24 protein-coding genes are annotated in these 19,850 nt (G+C 64.7%); 4 read left to right on the top strand and 20 right to left on the bottom strand.

What is annotated here, in order from left to right; translation table 11 throughout:
* Window positions 1-52 precede the first annotated feature (52 nt).
* Genes AMB_RS06075 through AMB_RS06065 form a run of 3 tightly spaced genes read left to right on the top strand, consistent with a single transcriptional unit; the run spans window position 53 to window position 3,335 of the window.
* Window positions 53-1,546 (top strand): recombinase family protein, encoded by a 1,494-nt coding sequence (locus tag AMB_RS06075; protein WP_043743574.1) that lies wholly within the window; start codon window positions 53-55, stop codon window positions 1,544-1,546.
* A complete protein-coding gene (locus AMB_RS06070; RefSeq protein ID WP_148207313.1) occupies window positions 1,543-2,433 on the top strand; it encodes a plasmid partitioning protein RepB C-terminal domain-containing protein in 891 nt (296 codons plus the stop codon). The genes AMB_RS06075 and AMB_RS06070 overlap by 4 nt, the downstream gene beginning before the upstream one ends.
* A 2-nt stretch (window positions 2,434-2,435) precedes the next feature.
* Window positions 2,436-3,335, top strand: a complete 900-nt coding sequence (locus AMB_RS06065; protein ID WP_011383607.1) for a plasmid partitioning protein RepB C-terminal domain-containing protein — start codon at window positions 2,436-2,438, stop codon at window positions 3,333-3,335.
* A gap of 191 nt (window positions 3,336-3,526) precedes the next feature.
* Here the strand turns inward: AMB_RS06065 and AMB_RS06060 are convergent, their stop codons facing one another.
* The 12 genes from AMB_RS06060 to AMB_RS06005 all read right to left on the bottom strand — a co-directional run bounded on the left by AMB_RS06060 (window position 3,527) and on the right by AMB_RS06005 (window position 12,501).
* The gene (locus AMB_RS06060; protein ID WP_011383606.1) at window positions 3,527-4,126 is read right to left on the bottom strand and encodes a hypothetical protein; all 600 of its coding nucleotides are present in this window, start codon (window positions 4,124-4,126) and stop codon (window positions 3,527-3,529) included.
* Window positions 4,127-4,128: 2 nt separating this feature from the next.
* Window positions 4,129-4,566 (bottom strand): hypothetical protein, encoded by a 438-nt coding sequence (locus tag AMB_RS06055; RefSeq protein WP_011383605.1) that lies wholly within the window; start codon window positions 4,564-4,566, stop codon window positions 4,129-4,131.
* A gap of 98 nt (window positions 4,567-4,664) precedes the next feature.
* A complete protein-coding gene (locus tag AMB_RS06050; protein ID WP_011383604.1) occupies window positions 4,665-6,992 on the bottom strand; it encodes a host specificity factor TipJ family phage tail protein in 2,328 nt (775 codons plus the stop codon).
* Window positions 6,989-7,384 carry an NlpC/P60 family protein gene (locus AMB_RS06045; protein WP_011383603.1) on the bottom strand — a complete coding sequence of 132 codons (396 nt, stop codon included), beginning with the start codon at window positions 7,382-7,384 and terminating at the stop codon, window positions 6,989-6,991. The genes AMB_RS06050 and AMB_RS06045 overlap by 4 nt, the downstream gene beginning before the upstream one ends.
* 67 nt (window positions 7,385-7,451) lie before the next feature.
* Window positions 7,452-7,976 carry a DUF1833 family protein gene (locus AMB_RS06040; RefSeq protein WP_011383602.1) on the bottom strand — a complete coding sequence of 175 codons (525 nt, stop codon included), beginning with the start codon at window positions 7,974-7,976 and terminating at the stop codon, window positions 7,452-7,454.
* Window positions 7,969-8,319, bottom strand: coding sequence for a hypothetical protein (locus AMB_RS06035; protein ID WP_011383601.1), 351 nt, complete (start codon window positions 8,317-8,319; stop codon window positions 7,969-7,971). The genes AMB_RS06040 and AMB_RS06035 overlap by 8 nt, the downstream gene beginning before the upstream one ends.
* Window positions 8,320-8,348: 29 nt before the next feature.
* Window positions 8,349-8,786, bottom strand: coding sequence for a hypothetical protein (locus AMB_RS06030; RefSeq protein ID WP_011383600.1), 438 nt, complete (start codon window positions 8,784-8,786; stop codon window positions 8,349-8,351).
* Between the two features lie 2 nt (window positions 8,787-8,788).
* Window positions 8,789-10,132: a hypothetical protein gene (locus tag AMB_RS06025; protein ID WP_011383599.1), complete on the bottom strand. Its 1,344-nt coding sequence runs from the start codon at window positions 10,130-10,132 to the stop codon at window positions 8,789-8,791.
* A gap of 2 nt (window positions 10,133-10,134) precedes the next feature.
* The gene (locus AMB_RS06020; RefSeq protein WP_011383598.1) at window positions 10,135-10,701 is read right to left on the bottom strand and encodes a hypothetical protein; all 567 of its coding nucleotides are present in this window, start codon (window positions 10,699-10,701) and stop codon (window positions 10,135-10,137) included.
* A gap of 4 nt (window positions 10,702-10,705) precedes the next feature.
* Window positions 10,706-11,116, bottom strand: a complete 411-nt coding sequence (locus AMB_RS06015; RefSeq protein ID WP_011383597.1) for a hypothetical protein — start codon at window positions 11,114-11,116, stop codon at window positions 10,706-10,708.
* 11 nt (window positions 11,117-11,127) lie between these two features.
* A complete protein-coding gene (locus AMB_RS06010) occupies window positions 11,128-11,997 on the bottom strand; it encodes a hypothetical protein (protein ID WP_011383596.1) in 870 nt (289 codons plus the stop codon).
* A 6-nt stretch (window positions 11,998-12,003) separates the two neighbouring features.
* Window positions 12,004-12,501, bottom strand: a complete 498-nt coding sequence (locus AMB_RS06005; RefSeq protein WP_043743572.1) for a hypothetical protein — start codon at window positions 12,499-12,501, stop codon at window positions 12,004-12,006.
* Between the two features lie 38 nt (window positions 12,502-12,539).
* Here AMB_RS06005 and AMB_RS24010 point away from each other — a divergent pair, with 38 nt between their 5' ends.
* A complete protein-coding gene (locus tag AMB_RS24010) occupies window positions 12,540-12,779 on the top strand; it encodes a GDCCVxC domain-containing (seleno)protein (protein WP_083763443.1) in 240 nt (79 codons plus the stop codon).
* A 3-nt stretch (window positions 12,780-12,782) separates the two neighbouring features.
* On the opposite strand, the gene AMB_RS06000 is transcribed toward AMB_RS24010, so the two are convergent.
* The 8 genes from AMB_RS06000 to AMB_RS05965 are packed head-to-tail and all read right to left on the bottom strand — an operon-like array spanning window position 12,783 to window position 19,849.
* Complete coding sequence (locus AMB_RS06000) at window positions 12,783-15,773, bottom strand: tape measure protein (RefSeq protein ID WP_011383594.1); 2,991 nt, start codon at window positions 15,771-15,773, stop codon at window positions 12,783-12,785.
* 10 nt (window positions 15,774-15,783) lie between these two features.
* Entirely contained in the window at window positions 15,784-16,758 is a 975-nt protein-coding gene (locus AMB_RS05995; protein WP_011383593.1) for a hypothetical protein, read from the bottom strand.
* A gap of 15 nt (window positions 16,759-16,773) precedes the next feature.
* A complete protein-coding gene (locus AMB_RS05990; RefSeq protein ID WP_011383592.1) occupies window positions 16,774-16,959 on the bottom strand; it encodes a DUF7697 family protein in 186 nt (61 codons plus the stop codon).
* A gap of 26 nt (window positions 16,960-16,985) precedes the next feature.
* The gene (locus tag AMB_RS05985; RefSeq protein WP_011382827.1) at window positions 16,986-17,501 is read right to left on the bottom strand and encodes a hypothetical protein; all 516 of its coding nucleotides are present in this window, start codon (window positions 17,499-17,501) and stop codon (window positions 16,986-16,988) included.
* A gap of 2 nt (window positions 17,502-17,503) precedes the next feature.
* Entirely contained in the window at window positions 17,504-18,463 is a 960-nt protein-coding gene (locus AMB_RS05980) for a phage tail tube protein (protein ID WP_011383591.1), read from the bottom strand.
* 26 nt (window positions 18,464-18,489) lie between these two features.
* On the bottom strand, window positions 18,490-18,918 hold the full coding sequence (locus AMB_RS05975; protein WP_011383590.1) for a hypothetical protein: 429 nt from the start codon (window positions 18,916-18,918) through the stop codon (window positions 18,490-18,492).
* Window positions 18,918-19,556, bottom strand: a complete 639-nt coding sequence (locus AMB_RS05970; protein WP_011383589.1) for a DUF6441 family protein — start codon at window positions 19,554-19,556, stop codon at window positions 18,918-18,920. The genes AMB_RS05975 and AMB_RS05970 overlap by 1 nt, the downstream gene beginning before the upstream one ends.
* On the bottom strand, window positions 19,553-19,849 hold the full coding sequence (locus AMB_RS05965) for a head-tail joining protein (RefSeq protein WP_011383588.1): 297 nt from the start codon (window positions 19,847-19,849) through the stop codon (window positions 19,553-19,555). Before AMB_RS05965 ends, AMB_RS05970 begins: the two co-directional genes overlap by 4 nt.
* Between the last annotated feature and the right edge of the window lies 1 nt (window position 19,850).

Here is a 19,850-nt window from a genome sequence, read left to right as displayed (position 1 = left end):
CAGCGGTTCTTCCGCCGGACCTCCACGTATTCGGGTCGCACAATACGTGCGGATGTCCACCGAGCATCAACAGTACTCGACCGAAAATCAGGCCGATGCCATCCGGCAGTACGCGGATGACCACGGCTTTGAAATCGTGCGGACCTATCGTGACGATGGCAAAAGCGGCCTGCGTCTGGATGGCCGCAAGGCGCTGCAGAATTTACTAGATGACGTTCAGAGCGGTCGGGCCGACTTTTCCATTGTGCTGGTTTACGACGTCAGCCGCTGGGGCCGGTTCCAAAATCCCGACGAGGGCGCCTATTACGAACTGTGCTGCGATCTGGCCGGTATCGCCGTCCATTATTGCGCCGAGCAATTCGACAACGACGGCAGCCCGTTTTCCCACATCATCAAGGCCCTGAAGCGGACCATGGCCGGTGAATATTGCCGGGAATTATCGGTCAAGGTCTTCACCGGCCAGCGCCGATTGATCACGCTGGGCTATCGGCAAGGCGGCCCGGCCGGTTTCGGTCTGCGCCGCCAGTTGATCGACCATACCGGAACCCAGAAGAACGTCCTGGATAGGGGCGAGCAGAAGAGCATTCAGACCGACCGCGTCATCCTGATTCCCGGCCCGCCCGAGGAAATTGAAGTCGTCCGGTCCATCTACCGCGCCTTCGTCGTGGACGGGAAGTCGGAGCGCGAGATCGCCCTGGCGCTCAATGGACGCGGGATCGCCACGGATCTCGGCCGACCGTGGACACGCGGCACCGTCCACCAGGTGCTGATCAATGAGAAATACATCGGCAACAATGTCTGGAACCGCCGCTCCTTCAAGCTGAAGAAAAAGCGTGTCGAAAATGCCCCGGACGATTGGGTGCGGGCCGATGCCGTTTTTTCCCCGATCATCGACCATGCCCTATTTGACGCGGCCCAAACCATCATCCGGGGGCGCTCACAACGGCTGTCGAGCGAAGAGATGCTGGAGTTATTGCGGGAGTTGCTGGAGCGGCGGGGCTTTCTGTCCGGCATCATGATCGACGAGGCGGACCATTGCCCATCCAGCAGCGCCTATCAAAGCCGCTTCGGCAGCCTGCTCAGAGCCTATGAACTGGTCGGCTTCACTCCCGACCGGGATTATCGCTATATCGAGATCAACCGGCTCCTGCGGCGGATGCATCCGCAAGTCCTGGCCGACACCGTTGCCGGGATCGAGCAGACTGGCGGCCGCGTGGAGCAAGACCCGGTCACCGACCTTTTGACCATCAACCGGGAATTCACCGCCTCGCTGGTGATCGTCCGCTGCCAGGAAACACCGGCAGGATCGCTCCGCTGGCATATCCGCCTTGATACGGGTCTCTGTCCGGACATCACCATCGCCGTGCGGATGGACCCGGCGAACGCTCAAGCGCGCGACTATTATCTCCTTCCCAACCGGGACATGACCGGGCCGAGGCTCCGCCTGGGTGAACACAACGGAATCGCGCTGGACTCCTTTCGTTTCGACACCCTTGAACCGTTGTTCGGCATGGCCGCGCGGATCGGATTGCTGGAGGTTGCATGATGGTGGAAAGTTCCGGTCAGGCCATCGAACTGATTCCGATGGATCGGATCAGGGTGATCAATCCCCGGCTGCGCAATCAGAAGGTCTTCCGGGATATCGTCGACAGCATTGCCGAGGTGGGCCTCAAGAAGCCCATCACCGTCACTCGCCGCGAGGATCAGAATGGCCCCCGCTACGACCTGATCTGCGGACAAGGGCGGCTGGAGGCGTTCCAGGTGCTTGGTCAGTCCGAAATTCCGGCCTTCGTGGTCGAGGCGGATTCCCAGGAACTCATGGTCAAGAGCCTGGTCGAGAACTGTGCCCGCCGTCTCCATCAGGCCATCGATCTGCTCCACGATATTGGCGGAATGAAACGCCGCGGCTACAGCGAACCGGAAATCACCAAGAAAACCGGCCTGACGCTGGAATATGTCCGAGGGGTGGTTCGCCTGCTGGAGAAAGGCGAAACCCGATTGTTGCGCGCCGTGGAATCGGGGCAGATTCCGGTCAGTGTCGCCGTGGATATCGCCGAGGCGGATGACCTTGGGGTTCAGTCCGCGCTTCAGCAGGCATACGAGCAGAATCTGCTGCGTGGTCGCAAGCTGTTGATCGCCAAGCGGCTAGTCGAGAATCGGTCCCGCCGGGGCAAGGGATTGAGGCCGACGGGACCAACCCGGAAAGACGCTCCATCATCCGATGCGTTGGTTCGAGCCTATCGGGACGACACCGAGAAGAAGCGGCTCCTGGTCCGTCGGGCCAATGCCGCACGCACCCGCCTGCTGTTCATGACCGAGGCGTTCCGGCGGCTGCTGGATGACGAGAATTTCGTCACCCTGCTGCGGGCCGAGGGGCTTGAGTCCGTCCCCCAGAATCTTGCCCGCCGCATTCAGCGGGCGGAGGTGGCTTGACCATGGCACGCAAGCCCCCACCCGGCCCCGTACAAATGGCCTTTGAACGCCGCAGCCAGCGCATCGCCTTTGCCGATATTCAGCCCCTCCGCCTGGTCGGTCCAGCAGTAAAGAAAACCCCGAAATATGCCCAGATCGCGGCGTCCATCCGAGATGTGGGAATCGTCGAACCACCCGTCGTGGCCAAAGATCGCTCGGAGGAGGGAAAATATCTGCTGCTCGACGGGCATCTGCGCATCGAGATTCTGAAGGAAATGGGCGAGACGTCCACCGATTGCCTGATCGCCACCGATGACGAGGGCTTCACCTACAACAAGCGGATCAATCGCATCGCCATCGTTCAGGAACACAGGATGATCCTGAAGGCTATCGAAGACGGCGTGCCCGAGGAACGGATCGCCAGTTCCCTGAATGTCGATGTCGCCTATCTCCGCCGCAAGACCGCGATTCTGAATGGAATCTGCCCGGAGGTGGTCGAGTTGCTGCAGGACAAACACGTCCCCATCAACACCTTCGACCAGCTGAAGAAAATGCTGCCCATCCGCCAGATCGAAGCGGCGCAACTGATGATCGCCATGAATAAATATTCGATCAACTACGCCAAATCTCTGGTCAGCGCCACGCCCGCCTCCCAACTGATCAACCAGAAGGGCGCGAAACGGATCAACGGCCTCACCGATGAACAGATTGCCCTGATGGAGGAAGAATCGGCCAAGCTGGACCGGGAATTCCGTCAAATCGAACGGTCTTATGGCTCGGACCACCTTGATCTTGTGGTGATCAACGGGTTTCTGGACAGGCTTCTGGGCAATAACCGCATCGTCCGCTACCTCACCCTGAACTATCCCGAATTGCAGGCTGAATTCCAGCGCGTGACCGACAGCCAGAAAAGTGCTGGCTGACCTCCGGCGACAAGGGTACCCGGACCCGGCCCGAATGGCAAAGCGCGGGGACTGTGGGAGACGCCGTCGTGGGGGATGGATCAAGCACAGGGTGGGGATGGCGGCGGTCCCGTTCGGAGCCCACAAACACAAAAAGCGGCCGACCGGGGGCTCTCCCCAGGTCGGCCGCGTCGTGCGAAGTATGGATTGTGCTACTTGCCAATGGGTGGTGCTTGCGCCAGCAGAGTGCGGGTCTGCTCGGAATCCGCCGAGCCGCCGAACTCAAAATCAAACGCGGTGGCGAACTTGCCCGCCAGCAGTGTCACCACCGAGATGATGCAGCCGCCGACGGCGGTGTTGCCGTCCACATGGCCGAACACCATGAAGCCGATCCCGCCGACAATGCCGAGTCCGGCGGTCACCAGCAGGACGTTGGCGCGAGTGTTGCTCCTGCCTGCTTTGATGAACTCGCTGTCCCTGGCACGGGCGTTCTGGCGGTCGACCAGGGTAGCGGTCAGCGTGGTGATTGCCCCGGTCATCTGCTGCATGCGTTCAGCATGGGCGAATTCTTGCGCCTGGGAGCGAAGCTGGAACACCAGATTGGGGTCGGCCAGCATCTCGCGGGCCTTGTCGGGATCGTCGGTGCCGGTGATGGCGCGGACGGTGTCGGCCAGTTTCCCGACCGCCTTCTCGGCATCGTCGCCGAACAGGCTGGCGATGTCCGGCGCCACGTCCAGCGCCACCTTGGCCAGCCCCGCGATGGGATTGGCGGCGATGGCGGCGGCATCGCCGAGGAGATCGAGCAGATTCATGGTCAGGCGCTCCCCAGCCCCATGCCGACCCCGGCCAGAATCACCTCTCTGGTGTAGGGCTGCTGGCCGTTCTCATGGCGGATGATGGCTTCGACCAATCCGACCATAGTGTCGGCCTTGGTCAGGTCGATGGCCTGATCGGGGGTTACGCCCAGGCGGGCGGCGACATGGGCGATATAGGAGCCGGTGTCGTTCTCGCAACCCGGCGCCCAACGGGTGATGATCCCCGTCACGGTGTTGAGGCCATGGCGGCGTTGATAGCCGAGCAGGATGCGGGCCAGCGCCCGAATGCCAGCTTCAGGGCTGACGAACTCCTCGAACACCGGATCGTCATCGGTGGCGCGCTCGCCTTGCCACTGAGTCTTGTCGCCGGGGGATTCCTTGATATTACCGGGATTGTTGAGGCGAATGCCACGCGGCATGACAGCGTCCTTGGTCATGGGGAACCTCCAATGAAAAAGCCGCCCGGAGGCGGCTGTGGGGAGTGGGTTCCAAGGGCCTCACGGCCTTTGGCGGGGAACGGGGCAGCGCCCCGCAATCAGTTCACATGCACTCGGAAATCCTCGGCGACGGCGGTGATCTCCACCTGCTCGGCACGGGGACGGATGGCGAGGATGCGGGCGGTCTGCGCCCAAGCCTGGCCTGAGCCGAAGGAGAAGTAGGTCCGCTCCTCCGAGCCGCCGGTATAAGGCGTGACGGTCAGCGGCTCGGCGAGACGCACCATGGTGGGCGCATCGGCCATTGGCTCGACCCGGAACGGCCCCGCCAGACTTCCGTCGCGGCGGCGCAGCGCCAGGTAATGAGTGGCGCCCTCGGTCCAGGTCAGCGGTTCGGACAGGACCAGAACCGCTCCAACCCAAGGCAGCTTGGCGGATTCGGCCCGCCAGTCGATCACCTCGCCGCCCTGGCCCCAGCGGGGCATGTCGTGGGTGATGGCGACCAGATCGCCGTAGGTGGGGATCATGCCCTCCAACTCGGTGCGGAAGGTGACCATGCGGCGGCGATAGCGGTTGTTGGCGGCGATGTAGAGACCTTCCCGTTGGGCATGGTCCTTGGCGGTGCAGCCGAACAGGTTGACCTTGGCGGGATTGTCGCCAGCACTGTCCGCCAGCTTGGCGGTGGTCTCGTCGGGCTTCCAGGTGCGGGACGAGAAATACTCCACCGTCACCGCGTCGGCGGTGTCGTCGCCGGGCATGACGTATTTGATCTTGAACGAGCCCTTGACGATGTTGCGCGGCCCGAACATGGCCACCGGCATGGTCTGGGGCGCGTCGCGGATGATACGGACGATGCCGCCCTGCTGGATGGGCACGGCCCGGCCGCAGCGGGCGATGCGGGTCAGGGCCTCCCACACCGTCATGCTGGTGTCGAATACCGCGTCGAAGAAATCGCCACGGGCAGCCCAAACGGCATCCAGAGTGGTCAGCGTCTTGAGGTCGATGCGGCTATCGGCCAGCTTTGCGCCATAGTCCGCCTTGCAGGCATCGGCGAAGGCCCAGGCGATGGAACGGGTCGGCTGCGGGGCCGACCAACCGCCCGCCGCCGACCACACCGGCAGCTTGCGGGTGGCGATGACGTTGATCATGCGGCTGGAGCGCTGGCTGAGATTGTCGGTGGCCCGCATCTTGACCGCCAGTAGGGTGACGGCGCCGAAATCGGGCTGGCCGGTCAAATAGGCCCGCAGAGCGCCCCAGCGAATTTCATGGCCGGCGCGTTCGGCGGTGTCCTTGGTGTCGAGACGCTTGAGGCGGACCTCATAGCGACCCGGACTGACCGAATAGCGGAACGACAGACGGAGCGCGCTGTTGGTGGCGGCGCTATGCGACGGCTGCGCCAGAACCACCCAACCGCCGATGGCTCCGCCCTCGGCATCGATGGCGCGGGCCTCGACCTGCCACTGGACGGAGCGGCTATCGAGGCTGCCGCCGTCATTGGCGTAATAGAGGCCACGCGGCATCACCACGTCGATGCCCAGCGCCCCGGCCGTGGTATCGACCGGGTTGGCGGTGAACGGGCCGATATATCCGTCGTCGCCCGATTGCACCAGATTGGGGGCCACCAGTTCCTGGCCCGCCACCTCGGCGGCGGTGACCACATCCGGCTCGAACAGGGTGACCCGGCTGCCGGGCGGAACGGTTTCGGTCTGGACTTCCTCGAAGGAGGAGATGGGGGTGTCCTCGATGCGGATCTGCTCGACCGCATACTCGCCCTGGCCGATGACATGGAGCTGGTAGAGGTACTGCTCGCCGCCGACGTAATCCTGGTAGGGCTCGGAGGCGAGGTCGGGATAGATCAGGTGGCGGCCATAGATCACCGGGATCGGCTGCCCCAATCGGCCCTGGTTGCCCTGAGCCTGGATTGAATAGGTCGGGCTGGGGGCCGGGGCGCTGCCGCTGCCGCCCCAGTTGAGCGACGGCATGGAAGGCTTGGGAGCCGGGATCACCGTATTGATCAGCATCGAGCCGGCCAGGGCGATTCCGGCGGTGGCCATGGCGGCGGCACTGCCGGCGGCGGTATAGCCCATGGCCACCGCCGCCATGGGGCCTAGATAGATGGCGGCTACCATCACCGCGATGGTCAGCACGATCCGCATCGGGTTCTTGCCGCCCCCGCCATCGCCACCGCCGCCCTGGGGCCAGCGAATGACGGTGACGACCTCGCTGTCGCTGATGGCCCGGACGGCATAGATGCCGACCGGAACCGTCATACCGCCGATCAGGATTTCCGGGCCATCGGACCAGCAATCCTCGGCAATTCCGCAGCCCTGCAACAGGCCGCCCACCGTAATCCCGGCTTCCACCGCATGCACCGAGCGGCTGGCCACCGGCTCGAACGGATTGGTAACGATGACGATGGAGGCGGTCATGGCGAGAACCGATAGAAGCCTTCGACGGCCCAGCCGTTGAGCGCGAGCGCGTCCGAACGCTGGAACACCACCCCGGCGCCCTCGGCGCAATGCAGGACACCACCGCCATCCACGTCGAGCCAGATTCCCACATGGATGGGATGGCGGGATCGGCGCAGCAGCACGCAATCGCCTTCCATAGGCGGGTCAACCCTGGCCCAGCGTTGCCGCTCGGGGTGGTCGCGGAAGGTGCGGCCCATGACCAGCATGTCTTCGGGATTGCCGATCTCGGGCAGCAGGCGGCCGAAATGTCGGGCCTGCACCATGCGGACGAATTCCCAGCAATTGAACGAGTCCGGCCCACTGCCGTGGACGGACCACGGCAGGCCGATATAAGCGGCAGCCCAATGCATGATGCCCTCGAAGGAATGGGGTCCAGGGACGAGTCCCTGGCGGGTGCAGGGCAGTGCCCTGCGAAGATCACCGTGCCAGACCGGGAAAGCGCCGAGCGGTATAGGTGATGGACGGAAAGGACTTGTTCCCCGCATCCAGCATGCGGGCGCGGCCCGTAACCCTCATGGTGTCGGCCTCGACCTCGGTCAGGGTCATGGTGATGGGTGGGTCCATATGGGGGCCGTTAAGATCGGTGGAGAGATAGGGCCGCCAGGTGATCTCGATCACCTGCTGGCTGATGGCGGCCCCTTCCAGGGCGTCGGTGATGTCGCTGCCGACATTGTCGAGTGTGACGGTGATTTCCGGCACCGGGGCGGTATCCACCGGCGGCGGGGAGAACTCGAAGGCGAGTGCTGCAAAGGTCACCCGTTTGCCGCCATCGCGGGGAGCGCCAGCCTCCAACCGGGCAGTGAGGTCGGCATGGTCTCGGACCACCCGGATCGGCTCAATGAAAGTTGGATGCCAGATCTCCAACGTATCGAGAATCACCGTTCCGGCCGGGGCTGATGCAAACGCCTCCTTCAGCGCCTGCGACAACGCCGGATCAGGCATGGTTATCCTTGCCAGGAACGCACATGGGCGACGGGAACGGGCAGAAGGTCCGAGCCGCCAGCAGCTTGCGCATCTCGTGGACGATCTCGGACAGGCCCTCGACCGCGGAGCGAAGGGCCTCGGTCTGGCGGGCCTGTTCCTCGACCACATGGGCGAAGGCTTCGACAGGGACGCCGGATGCATCCGGCGCCCCCTGCCTCCTCGACCATGCCCAGGCGATGATGGCGATAATGATCACCGTGGCGGCGATGGCGGCGATCTGCACCATGGGGGCGGCCTGCCCCCAGGCGCCCACATACTGGGTGGCGACGCCCGCCCAGATTTCCGGGGATTGTTCGGTCATGGCATTGAATTCCGGGTCGGGGGAAGGGGCTACCAGGAGAAGTCCAGGATCTCTTCCTGGGAGGCGAGTTTGGCGATGGCGGCTTCGGCCTCGTTGCTCGCCCGCCGAATGACCTCGCGCTCGGCATAGACCTCCTGGAGGGTCTTGGTGCCGTTCAGGGCATCCCGCTCACGGGCGCGTTCCACCTTCCAGTCGAGGGTGGCGATGCGCTGCGCCGCTTCGGTTTTAACCCGGCGAACCAGGGCGGTTCTGGCCGCCTGGAGTTCCTCGGCCTGCCGCTCGACGACGCGCGCGGCATCAATCTCGCGGACCTCATCATCGGTGACGCCATCGTAGCGGTCGATGACCTCGTCATCGACGAGATGGAAGCGGTGGCCCAGGGTCGATTCCACCGGCAGGTCGTAATCGCCCTCGGGACCGATGACGCCCCAGTCATTGCCGTGGGGGAAGCTGATTTTGCCGGCCATGATCAGATGCCTCCGATGATCGGGACGATGTAGGGATAGTTGGTCGAGTGATAGGCGCTGTCGAAGATGTAGACGTTGAAGCCCGGCACCTTGGAGCTCATGTCGCCCTTGTCGGCGACGGCCTGGAACACGGTTCGGGTGTCGATGTGCGACATATAGATGCCGTAGCCGCTGTCGGAATTCGGGCTGTAGGAGACCATGAAGTCGCTGTCGCGGATGGGCGCGAACGACCGCCCATAGCCGGAATCCTGGTATTGCAGGAAGGCGTACTTCCCGTCCGACACCCGGATCAGAAACACCTCGGCCCCAGCCCCATAGTAGTAATAGGGCTGGTAGCAGATGACGTATTTGCCGTCGTTGGAGATCTGGAAGCGGATGCCGTTGCGGTCGGCGGATTCCATGCCGTAGGTGGTGGTCGTGCTCAGGGTGTGGGTGGCTTCTTTGGTATAGCCTCCGGCGCCATTCGGCGTGAAGCGGTCCAGCATGCAGTAATTGCTGGGTTCCATCCGTACGATGAGGATCTTGCCGTCGTCGCAGGGAATGACGATGCCGCGATAGAGGCTCTCGGCATACCCGGCCGAATTGGCCGTCCAGTCGTAGAAGATGTGCTTGGTCTCATCAAGATTGTTGAACCAGGCGCGGCGGTTGCTGGCGGAGATGTCGAACGGTGGGACGTTGGAATAGACGTGCAGCCGCATGGAGGTGCCGCCGTTCTTGTTCTCGTTGATGACCAGCGTGCCGGTTTTTTCGTTGTAGCCGATCATCCCGTACTTGTTGTAGGTGCCGAAATTGTTCTGGGCGTAGAACTTGGTGTTGGTCCAGGCCAGATGCCAACCCTCAGTGCCGGTCAGGCGGCCGGGCGCGATGGCCCGCGGCGCCACGCCCGCGTACTGGTTCTCCATGAACAGGGCGAGGTTCTTGTTGGTCTTGTTGTTGACCCAGACCCCAACATTGCGGAGTGCCGTCGCCGAATAGGGGCTGGCACGCCCGATCATCGAACCGTCGGGGCCGATAGCCAGCGCCAGGTGGCCCAGATGGCCACATCGGGCGGTGCCGTCGCCGTAATTGCTGTCGGTCGAGGAGATATTGGAATCCGTGCGACCGTAGGTATACCAGTTGTTGAAGAACTCGGTGCCCAGGCTGCTGGTGCTGCCCTGCATGTAGCCGCTGTCATTGTAATGCTGGCGGCAAAGCTCCTGGAGATAGTGGTTGTAGACCACCGTGCCCCAGGGCGCCGAGCTGCTCATGGTGACCACGGCAAAGGCCGGACGCTTCCAGGGATCGAGCAGATCGGTGTCAAGACGGCGCTGGTACTGTTTCAGCGCGTTGAACGTCAGGATATCCATCGTCAAACCTCCGTGATGGCGGCGATCTGCCCGTCGGGCATGTAGGTGAAGCTGTAGGCGCGGGTGTAGGTGATGCCGCCGAGGGTCAGTTTCTCGGCATAGCCCGCCATGGTTCCGTCGTCGTTGTAGGTGATGCCGTTGATCAGACGCGGCCCCTGGCGGATCGATGAGGCCCTTCCGGCAACGTCGTAGACGACGTCCCCCGCGACGATGCCGCCCGTGAACAGGGCGGCGTTGGCGGCATTGACCGAATACCCGGCATTGGTTCCGAGGTAATTGGCGAGATTGACCTGGAACTCGGCCATCTGATTGTTGATGCGGGTTTCGATCCCGTTGGAGAAGGTCTCGATCTTGGCAAGGGCGGCGTTCAGACCGGTGATCACCGTGCCGTTGATGAAGCCGGTGGCCGTGGCCAGCCACAGCGTGTTGATGTGATCCTTCAGTCCTTGCGCGATGGCGTTGAGCCGGGCCGGGATTTCGCGGGCCTTGGAATTGCTGAAGATGCCGACATTGTCGGAGAACGCCGTGAAGGGAGCCGCATTGGGGATCGGGGTGATGGTCAGGGGCATGGGATCAGGTCTCCGCGTAGAAGGTTTCGAGGACACGGTCGCCGAACCATTCCAGGGTGCGTTCGCCGATCATCACGGCCCCGGTGACATCCATGTTCCGTTCGTCGCGGTTGAGCAGCATCCACCGCTCTTCCCCGCCATGGGGGACGTCGCCCAGCCGGGAGGCCCGGGTGAGCATGAGGATGTCCTCGCCGCTTAAATCCGGGGCGTAGAGCCCGGCGGCCTTAACGGCCACCTTGCGCAGTAGGGCGTCGTAGGCATCGGTGTCCTGGACGGTCTCGATCAGTTCGATGGCCTTCACCATCAGGGCGAAATCGTCCATCCGCAGATTGGGATCGTCGAGCTTGGCCGAGATGGTGGCGAAGGCGTTGTCCTGGGCGGCCTTGACCGTCAGGTAATGGGCAAGGGTGGTCATGGGGCTTCCTCTCAGAACAACTCGATGCCGAGCGTCCGGTAATCCGAACCCCTGCGGGCGGAAACAATCAGGGTTTGCAGATCCAGGCCGGTGGCATCGGCGACGATGGCGGCCGCCGCTTCGGCCGCGACGGCGAAGCTCTCGGCCTGTCCGGCCCAGAAGGCGCCGTCGGTTTCGGCCTGAGCCGCGACCGATGCCGAGGCTGCGGCGGCGTTTTCCGAGGCACGAGCCTGGGCCGCCGACGCGGTGGCGCTGGCTTCGGCGGCCACGACCAAAGCCGAGGCTGCCGCTGTCCGCTGCTCGGATAAATCCGCCGCTTCCGCACTCGACCGGGCGGCGGCTTCGCTGGCGCCAGCCACGACGGAGGAAGCGTTGGCCGCCGATGCCGAGGCGGCTGCATCGATTGCGGCCTGGGTGGCGACGACTTTCGCCGCCACCGTGGCTGTCCGGGCCTGTTCCGCCTGGGCGGCAGCGTTTTCCGAGGCTTGCCGGGATGCCTGTGCCGCGACAACGCTGGCATTGGCCGCAGCGGCATTGCCGGATGCAGATGACGCGCTGGCGGCGGCATTCGTTTCCGACAGACGGGCGGCTTGGGCGTTTGCCGCGGTGGCGGCTTTGCTTGTTCCCGCCGCGTCGGCGCTTTGAACGGCGATGCCTGCGCTGGCCGCCGCCGCCGCAACCTTCTGATCCAGGGTTTCCAGACTGGACTGAAGCCGGGTGTCGATATCGGCGATAGCCCTGGCCACCGTCTTGACCGGCCCACCTTCGGTGACGACCTGGCACTCGGTCCCGCCAGCGGGGCCATGCACCACCTTGTGCAGCAGGGTGCTGTCCGCGGTCACCTTGGCGATTGCGGCGGCGAGTTCGGTTTGCAGGGTCATGGACGATCACCAGCGAATGCTGACGGGCAAGCCGACATGCAGGGTGGTATGGAGAGTCTGGATGTTGGCGAAGAGAGCGACCACGTCCTCGGCCAGCAGGATTTCCAACGCCCCCGCGTCGAGCATGGGGCGCTGACGGATTTCCAGCGTCGAGGTGACGATCCAAGCCCCGCCCCGACTGGGCACCGCCTTGTAGGGGGTGTTGCCCTGGCCGACGAAACGGGCTTCATGGGCGGCGATGCCGCTTCCGCCCAGCAGGGAGATGGCGAACCAATCGGCACCATCATCCAGCTTCAGGCGAAACCATGCCTCGAAGGTGGCGAAGTCCACCGCCGACATGCGCCAGCGCACCGGGATGCGGGTGGGCGTTTGCGTGAACCGCCGCCGCTGCCGGGCGGGACCGGATTCCATGTCGGTGCGGGTGACGGCCGATTCCGGTTCCAGGGCATAGCCGTCATAGGTCGGCAACGGCAGCCGGGCGGGCCAGGAGATGGTGGTGGTCATCACTTCACCTGGATCATCAAGAGCGATACGATGCGGTCATGACCAGCGCCGCCGAGGTAACCCCGACATCGACCATCACCTGTCCCCATTGCGGGCATTTGGAGGTCGAGGTCATGCAGGAAGATGCCTGCCAGTTTTTCTATGACTGCAAGGGCTGCGGGACAGTCCTTCGCCCAAAGCCGTGGGATTGCTGCGTTTTCTGTTCCTACGGCGATGTTGCTTGCCCGCCGATTCAGCAGGCGCGACAGATCGGCACGGCGACCGGCTGCTGCGGGTAAGCCTTACCGATAGGTCCCCGCCGCCGGGTTCAGCCCATAGCGATGCTCCAGCATCGGGGCCATGCCTTCGCCGCGACCGATGCGGCGGCTCATGCGGCCCTCGATCTCCTCGACAATGATGTCGAGATGGATGCGCCCATCCGCCCCCTGGGATTGCTCGGCGCGGGCCTGGGTACCGGATGCATTGTTGTTGACCGTCACCACCACGCCCACCGCCGTTGGCTGCGACAAGGCGGCATTCAGGATGCGATCGGCATTGTCCATCTGCTTTGGCGTGAAGACCCCCTCGCCGACGCGGGCAACGATGGGGCGCTCTCCCGCCACCAGACCGCCACCGTGGTATTTCGGCGCATTGGCAAAGACTGAGGGGCTGAACGAGCGGGTTTCCAGCAGGTCGAGACCGATCAGGCCGCCGGAATGGGCGATGGCGAAATTGCCGGTATCAGGCACCGGTGTTGCGCCGCCGCCGCTGGCCCCAGTTGATCCGGAGCCTGCGAAGAAGCTGCCGATGCCGGCGATCATGCCGCCGAAGATGCCGCCACCGGCCCCGCCGAACAGCGGCGCCACCACCGACATGCGCCAAGCAGCCCGTAGAGCCTCCTCGGCCAGGCTGTTGAACAGATCCTGCCCGGCCAGCTTGCCGGTCATGGCCCATTTGACGAAGGCATCCTCGCTGGCCCGCAAGGCCCCCGACATGGCCCGCTCTGCCGAAGCCGCCGCGTTGCTGGCTTCGTCGGCATAGGCCCGCACCGCCCGGATGGCGCCGTCCTGCCAGTCGCGGCTGGCGGCCAGCTTGTCCTGCTCCAATTCCCGGTAGCGGCGGGTATAGGCTTCCTCCGACAACGCGCCGCTGGACCGCTGCTCGTTGAGCTTGGCCAGTTCCTCGGCAAACCGCAGCGTGGCGTCATAGGCCAGTGTGGTTTGGCGGGCCTCGTCCTTGACTGCCTCGGAATATTGGCGAGAGCGAGCCGCCCGGTATTCATCCACCTTGGGATCGTCCTCGGCCAGCTTGTGGCTGCGGGCGAATTTGGCGACATCATTGTCGATGGTGACGTCGCGGACTTTGTTGCGATCACTGCTGCGCACCGCCTCGGCCAGACGCACCTGGGCATCGATCTCGCGCTCCAGATCGGCGACGGCGCGAGCGGCTTCGCTGTTGGCGCGGGATTTCTGCACCTGGGCGTAGGATTGGGCCAGTTCGCCATTGGCGTCGGTCAGCCCCTTGGATGCCTGTTCGGCTAGCCAGTTGGTGCGCTCCGCCAGGATGGTGTCGGCCACCGATCCCTTGGCGGCATCGGCGAGGCGATCATTGGCGGCGGCTTCCTGCCCCATGGTGCGGATCAGGCCGTTCTTCTGTTCCAGCAGCTTGGCGGCATCGATGCGGCGCAGCGCCCGGTCGTATTCGGCCACCGCCGCGCCATTGTTCTTGAAGGCGAACTCCAACACCTTGGCGGCTCGCGCTGCGTCGATCTGGGCCTGACCGCCGGTGCGGGCGGCTTCGGCCAGGCGCTCCTGGCCACGGGCCTGGAGGTTTAAGCCCAGCACCTCGGCCTGAGCCTGGGCCGACATCTCGCCATTGCCCTTGGCTTCGGCCTCGCGGGCCAGCAGATCCTTGATCTCCTGTTCCTTGGGCTTGGTGCGATAGACGCCGCCCTGCTGGAACAACTCCTTCTCGATCTGGCGAAAGCCCTTGGCCGCCTCGTATTGGGCCTTGGTGCGGGAGAACTCGGCGTTGCCGGCGGCGCGGGCCGTATTGAGCTTCTCCTGCCATTCCACCTCGAATTTGAGGTCGGTCAGCTTTTCGAGATAGCTGGGCTCGCGTTGCTCGGCCCGGACCCGGTCGCGCTCCATCTTGGCATGGGCTTCCATGCCCGCCCGCTTGCGGGTGATTTCGTCGAGATCGGCGGCGACATCCTGGCGTTCGGCCAGCAGGCGGCGCAGTTCCTCGTTTTCCTCCCTGACCGCCATCACCACCACGGAATGGGTTCCGGCTGGCAGCGGCTTGTCGAGGGCCTGCTCGCCCCCCAGGGCGGCGATGCGCCGGTCCAGATCGGCCAGCCGCGACTTGACCGTGGATTCCCCTGGCGTCAGCGATTCCAGCGTCGCCGCCCCGGCATTGGCGCCGCCCGACAGAACCTTGCGCAGCCAGGGGGCGTTGGTAAATCCCTGCCAGGCATTGGTCATGCGGGTGAAGGACCGCTCGGCGGTGTCGGCACTTTCCTTGGCGGCCTCGTCGAAGCCCCGCAGCGCCTTGATCAGGGTGTCGCGGAAGAAATCCGCCGTGACCTTACCCTGGGTGACCATCTGGCGGAAGCCGCCCGAGGGCAGAGCGGCGGCCCGGTCGAGAGCCTGGAGCAGCCCCGGCATGGGCTCGACGATCTGGTTGAGTTCCTCGGCCCGCAGGGTGCCGGACGACAGCCCCTGGGCCAAACCGAACAGCGACTGCTCCAACTGTTCGGATGAGGCCCCCAGCGCGATGGCGGTGGACTGAAAGCCTTCCAGCAAGGCACGGCTCTCGCCGGTAGTGATGATCCCGGCCTTCTGCAACGCCGCCAGCCGGGAATAGGCCCCGACCACCGTCTCCAGGGCGGTGCCGGTCTTCTGCGCCTGGGCATAGAGATAGCTGGTGGTTTCGGTGAGTGCCGCGGCACCCACTAATCCCTTCAGCCGCGCTTCCAGGCTTTCCACCTTGATGGTGGACTCGACCATGGCCTTGCCGAAGAAGCCGATGGCCGCGCCCGCCGCCAGCCCGGCCGGGCCCAGCGCCATCATCACCGAGCCGATGGGGCCAAGCCGGGAGGCGAAGGCCGCCATGCCTCCCTGGATATCCTGGCTGGCGGCATTCATGGCCAAAAGCGACTTCGACGCCGGTTGCGCCGCCGTCTCGATGCGCAGCAGAGCCTTCTGCCCATCCTCGCCCAATTGCAGCAGGGCGCGGCGCACGGTTTCGCCGTCCTGCAAAGACAGGCGAATGGAGACGGATTTGGTGGCCATGGATCAGGTCTCAGGCGACGGCCAGGGTCAATTGGCTCCCGGCATTGCGCCTTCGGATGGATGGATCGTAATCGGCCCAGGGGACGGCACGGTAGAGGCCGGTCACCGCCCAGCGCTGGAATTGCTTGAGATCACGCCGCGCGGGATCGAACACCATGGGATAGGGGCGGATACCGGCGGCGACCATGCGGTCGAAGCGGTAATGGATGCAATCCCAGGTTTCCGCCGGATCGAATCCCACCAGCATGTAGGCCATCAGATGCCGGGGCGGCACCCCGGCCCTTTCCAACCGTTCGACGCCACGAAAGAACACCCGTTCGTCGCCCAGATTGTCCCAGGCGGTGTAGAGGCGGCGCTGGCGGAACTGGTCGTCGCGGTATTGGACCGAGGCCAGGGCCTCGGCCACCCGGTCATCCACCAGCCGGATATTGATGCCCTGGCTGAAACAGACCCGGAAATCGCCACCCCGGATCTCGGCGACGCGGGCCTGCCATTGCTCCTCCGGCTGGCCGAAGAAATCGTTGTCGAGCAGCAGCAGCTTCCTGGCGTGCCCCGGCCCGCGCCACAGATCGGCGATGGTGTTGACCGATCTGGGGCGGCCTTCCGATCCCGGCACCATGCAGAACCGGCATTTCATCCGGCAGCCTCTGGCGGTGAAGCCGAGCGAGGGCTGGAAGCCGGGATGATCCTGGTAATTGCAGCGTTCCCACCATCCGCCGACCACCTGCTCCACGGTGATGGCGGAGCCGCTGCCGGTGCCGCCCACGATGGCCGAGGGCCAGCATTGGCGGAAGCAGGCGATCAGCGGCTGGCTGGCGGTGAAGATCGCCGAGCCATAGACCACGTCGTATTCCCCCTCGAACATCTCCCGCTCGACACTGCGGGTGAACACCACCTCATCCCCATGCGCCCGATGCCATGCCGCCAGCCGCATCAGGGCAAGATTGGGCAGCTTGCCGTCGAGCTGGGTCAGGCGGACGCGCATGGTGATCCATCACTGTCAGGAATCGGATTGCAGCTTGGCCGCCCCCGCCACCATGCCGCGCTCGGCGAAGGGCAGCAGCCGGACCAGCAAGGGCTGGTCGTAACCCAGCGCCTGGGCTTGGATCAGCAGAGCCGGAAGGTCGAGACCGGTGATGCCGCCACGGGGACCGATGCGGATGGCGCCGATGGCCCCGGTCAGCAATTCCCAGGCTTGCCAGCCGGATTCACTCAGGGGGGTGTTGCGGTCATAGGGGCAGTCGCAGTTTCCACCGCAGCCTCGGCAGTAGTCAGGCCCGCCGCCGAAGTGCCATTCGGCGCGGGCCTGGAGACGTTTCCCTCGGCGATGACCGTTTCATGGGTTTCGGTGTATTGGACGACGAAGGACTCGGCCATGCGGGGAAGCTGCATCAGCTCGGCGATGGCGGTGTCGGTGACCTCCGCCGGTTGATCGGCCACGTCCAGCACGCCCTCCCATTTGGTGATGGCGGAACGGGCCAGACCTTGGGCAAACAACATCTGTGACAGCCCGGCCAGGGCGTCCTCGTCGGACAGATCGGGCAGACCGGTGATATCGGCCCCCGCCGCCTTGAGATCGGCATGCTCGGCGGCGATGGCACGGGCCATGCGCCAGCCGCGTGACCGGGCGGCCTCGTACACCGCCGTGGTCAGGGGACGGACGAACACCCGGACACCGTGGGGCAGATCGATCCAGTAGGGTTCCTTGGGGATGGTCAGGCGGATCATAATCAGTACCCCGCCACGTCGTTGACCAGGGTGACGCGGAGCAGATATCCCGCCACCGGATCGCGGGCCGCCCGCCAGTCGTAGCTGGCCTGGATGCCGCCGGGGCCTTTGATCTCCTGCTTCTTTTTCGGCAGGAAGACGCGGGGCAGATGGAAGGTCAGGGCAAAGGCCGAGCCGGGAATGGTGAAACCATATTCCATCGCCACCGGGCTCTCGGCGGCGATGGCGGTGGTCAGCGTGGTGTCGGTGCCGAAGCGGATGTCCACCGAACCCTCGGCGGTAGCCTCGGTCTCGTCCACGCCGTCGATCAGCCCGTCAGCGCGGATGGTCTCCACCCGCTCCAGATTGTTGGAAAAGGACAGCTTGCCGCCGACCACGTTGGCCAGTTGGCCGCCACCGACCCGGATGGTGCCGCTGCCCTGGGAAAAGCGCTTCAGGGCAAAGGTCGCCGGGGTGGCGTCGATGGTGGTGGCCGCTTCGGTCTCGCCCTGGGCGATCACACCGATGCTGGCATTGGCGGCGCCGGAGCGGGCCATGTCGAAGGACAGCTTGTCCAGCTTGGCGCCGCCGTGACGGAAGAACTTCGGCGCCGCCAGTTGGGCATGGCCGATCTCGATGGCGAGGCTGGGCAGTGTGCCGCCCGAGGTGAAGACATGGTTGAAGGTAGTGTCGCCATTATCGGCGGTGGCGGGCGCGCCGAACAAGCCCTTGAGCCAGAAGCCGAGCGCCCGCACATCCAGCGGCACACCGACATCGCCCTCGTCCTTGATCGCCTCATAGAACGGATCCTGGGCATCGCGGCCCTGACCCAGCAGCGGGTCGTAGCCCAGCGGGCGCTCGGCCCCCAGGCTGGATTCCTTGAACGACAGCCTTGTATAGCCGTCGGCCGGAAGCACCCCGTAGCTCGCCTCGAAGGCAGCCAGCAGCGCGCAATCGGCGCCGTAAGCGCGCGTCTTGCCCATGATTGGAGTCCTTGGTGGATTGGAAATCAGCCTAGCGGATCTGGGCTGGCGTAATGGATAGTGACCGGCACCATGGCGCCGCGCAGGGCGGCGGCACCGTCGATGGCGAGGCCGGATGTCTTGGGAGCGCCCCAATCCAGTCCTTCAGCCAGACCACCGAGGGAACGGTCGGCGGCCAGGGCGTTCCCCACCGCCATCAACAAGGTATCCAGCACAGCGCTATCGTCGTCCTGGCCGCGCTGGAGGATGATTTCGATCTCGGTCTGGTGTTCCCACAGGTAGGTGACGGGCGACAACACCACCTCCGGGTCTCCGGGATCGCCGTCACGCAAGATGATCAGACCACCGACAGGCACCGTCTCGGGCAACGGTGCTTCCCGCTTGGCCGTGGCGCCGGGCACCGTTTCCAGCCGCGCCAAAAGGGCGACGAGGATCTGTTCGCGGATGGAGGGCATCACGAGCTCCAATTTCTGACGATCAGCTCCGGCAGCGCCGAAGCCCACCGCTCGGCGACGCCGTCCACGTCGAGGCGCCTCTTCAAGCTCACCTGCGGCACCAGGATGAACATCACCACTGTGGTCATCCCGCGCCCGGAGCGGAGTGCCGAGGCGCTGCCTTTGGCGAAACCGCCCCGCTTGCCGGTGCGGGCCCGCATGTTCTCGGCCACCAGCAGCGAGGGAGCGCCCCGGCGATAGATGAATCGCAGGCGGCTGCCGTGCATCTGTTCCCATAGGCCGGGCGTCATGCGCTTGCCTCGGGCGCCGGTGCCAGCGGCGGGCGTGGGGATCGCCAACCAGAAGCCATGCTTGGACTTGATCACCGCACCCTGGTCAAAAGCCCGGATGATGGTGGGAGCCCTGGTGAAGACGAAGCCCGCCGGTTTGATGCTTTTCCGACCCTTGGGATAAAGCTCGACCCGCCAGGTATTGGCAAGGCGCTGGCCCATGCCCGCCTCGGTGACCTGACGGCGGAGATCCGCCTTCAGCCCGTCGGCAGCTTGGCGCATCCCGGCAGTGACGGCGTCTTCCGCGTCCTTGATCTCCTCGGCCATGATCTTGCGCAGATCGCCGGATATGGCCGCGGCCAGTTTCATGCCGGTCTCACGTCGATTGTCCAAACCAGCCGCTCGGCATCCAGGCGGGGTTCGCCCTGGACGACGAAGCTGTCGCCGTCATGGACGATCACGTCCCCTGCCACTGGCGCCGGAATCTCCCGCCGCCGGATCTCAAACACCGCCGTCCCCGTATGGACGGTGATGTCAGAGAACTCGATCTCGCGGTCGGGCCGCCGCACCAGGGCACGCACGGGGCTGCCCTGGTAGCTGACGGTGACGGCCATGTTCGGATCGGCGAACAGGTCGTCGAGGGCATCGGCAAAGGCCGACATG

The organism is Paramagnetospirillum magneticum AMB-1, assembly GCF_000009985.1.
Classification (GTDB): Bacteria; Pseudomonadota; Alphaproteobacteria; order Rhodospirillales; family Magnetospirillaceae; genus Phaeospirillum; species Phaeospirillum magneticum.
Note: the sequence above shows the minus strand (reverse complement) of the source record. Positions and strands in the feature narration are given on the sequence as shown.

Coding starts and splice junctions, on each gene's coding strand:
- AMB_RS06075 (WP_043743574.1), top strand. CDS start 53: ATGTCCACCGAGCATCAACAGTACTCGACCGAAAATCAGGCCGATGCC.
- AMB_RS06070 (WP_148207313.1), top strand. CDS start 1,543: ATGATGGTGGAAAGTTCCGGTCAGGCCATCGAACTGATTCCGATGGAT.
- AMB_RS06065 (WP_011383607.1), top strand. CDS start 2,436: ATGGCACGCAAGCCCCCACCCGGCCCCGTACAAATGGCCTTTGAACGC.
- AMB_RS06060 (WP_011383606.1), bottom strand. CDS start 4,126: ATGAATCTGCTCGATCTCCTCGGCGATGCCGCCGCCATCGCCGCCAAT.
- AMB_RS06055 (WP_011383605.1), bottom strand. CDS start 4,566: ATGACCAAGGACGCTGTCATGCCGCGTGGCATTCGCCTCAACAATCCC.
- AMB_RS06050 (WP_011383604.1), bottom strand. CDS start 6,992: ATGACCGCCTCCATCGTCATCGTTACCAATCCGTTCGAGCCGGTGGCC.
- AMB_RS06045 (WP_011383603.1), bottom strand. CDS start 7,384: ATGCATTGGGCTGCCGCTTATATCGGCCTGCCGTGGTCCGTCCACGGC.
- AMB_RS06040 (WP_011383602.1), bottom strand. CDS start 7,976: ATGCCTGATCCGGCGTTGTCGCAGGCGCTGAAGGAGGCGTTTGCATCA.
- AMB_RS06035 (WP_011383601.1), bottom strand. CDS start 8,319: ATGACCGAACAATCCCCGGAAATCTGGGCGGGCGTCGCCACCCAGTAT.
- AMB_RS06030 (WP_011383600.1), bottom strand. CDS start 8,786: ATGGCCGGCAAAATCAGCTTCCCCCACGGCAATGACTGGGGCGTCATC.
- AMB_RS06025 (WP_011383599.1), bottom strand. CDS start 10,132: ATGGATATCCTGACGTTCAACGCGCTGAAACAGTACCAGCGCCGTCTT.
- AMB_RS06020 (WP_011383598.1), bottom strand. CDS start 10,701: ATGCCCCTGACCATCACCCCGATCCCCAATGCGGCTCCCTTCACGGCG.
- AMB_RS06015 (WP_011383597.1), bottom strand. CDS start 11,116: ATGACCACCCTTGCCCATTACCTGACGGTCAAGGCCGCCCAGGACAAC.
- AMB_RS06010 (WP_011383596.1), bottom strand. CDS start 11,997: ATGACCCTGCAAACCGAACTCGCCGCCGCAATCGCCAAGGTGACCGCG.
- AMB_RS06005 (WP_043743572.1), bottom strand. CDS start 12,501: ATGACCACCACCATCTCCTGGCCCGCCCGGCTGCCGTTGCCGACCTAT.
- AMB_RS24010 (WP_083763443.1), top strand. CDS start 12,540: ATGACCAGCGCCGCCGAGGTAACCCCGACATCGACCATCACCTGTCCC.
- AMB_RS06000 (WP_011383594.1), bottom strand. CDS start 15,773: ATGGCCACCAAATCCGTCTCCATTCGCCTGTCTTTGCAGGACGGCGAA.
- AMB_RS05995 (WP_011383593.1), bottom strand. CDS start 16,758: ATGCGCGTCCGCCTGACCCAGCTCGACGGCAAGCTGCCCAATCTTGCC.
- AMB_RS05985 (WP_011382827.1), bottom strand. CDS start 17,501: ATGATCCGCCTGACCATCCCCAAGGAACCCTACTGGATCGATCTGCCC.
- AMB_RS05980 (WP_011383591.1), bottom strand. CDS start 18,463: ATGGGCAAGACGCGCGCTTACGGCGCCGATTGCGCGCTGCTGGCTGCC.
- AMB_RS05975 (WP_011383590.1), bottom strand. CDS start 18,918: ATGCCCTCCATCCGCGAACAGATCCTCGTCGCCCTTTTGGCGCGGCTG.
- AMB_RS05970 (WP_011383589.1), bottom strand. CDS start 19,556: ATGAAACTGGCCGCGGCCATATCCGGCGATCTGCGCAAGATCATGGCC.
- AMB_RS05965 (WP_011383588.1), bottom strand. CDS start 19,849: ATGTCGGCCTTTGCCGATGCCCTCGACGACCTGTTCGCCGATCCGAAC.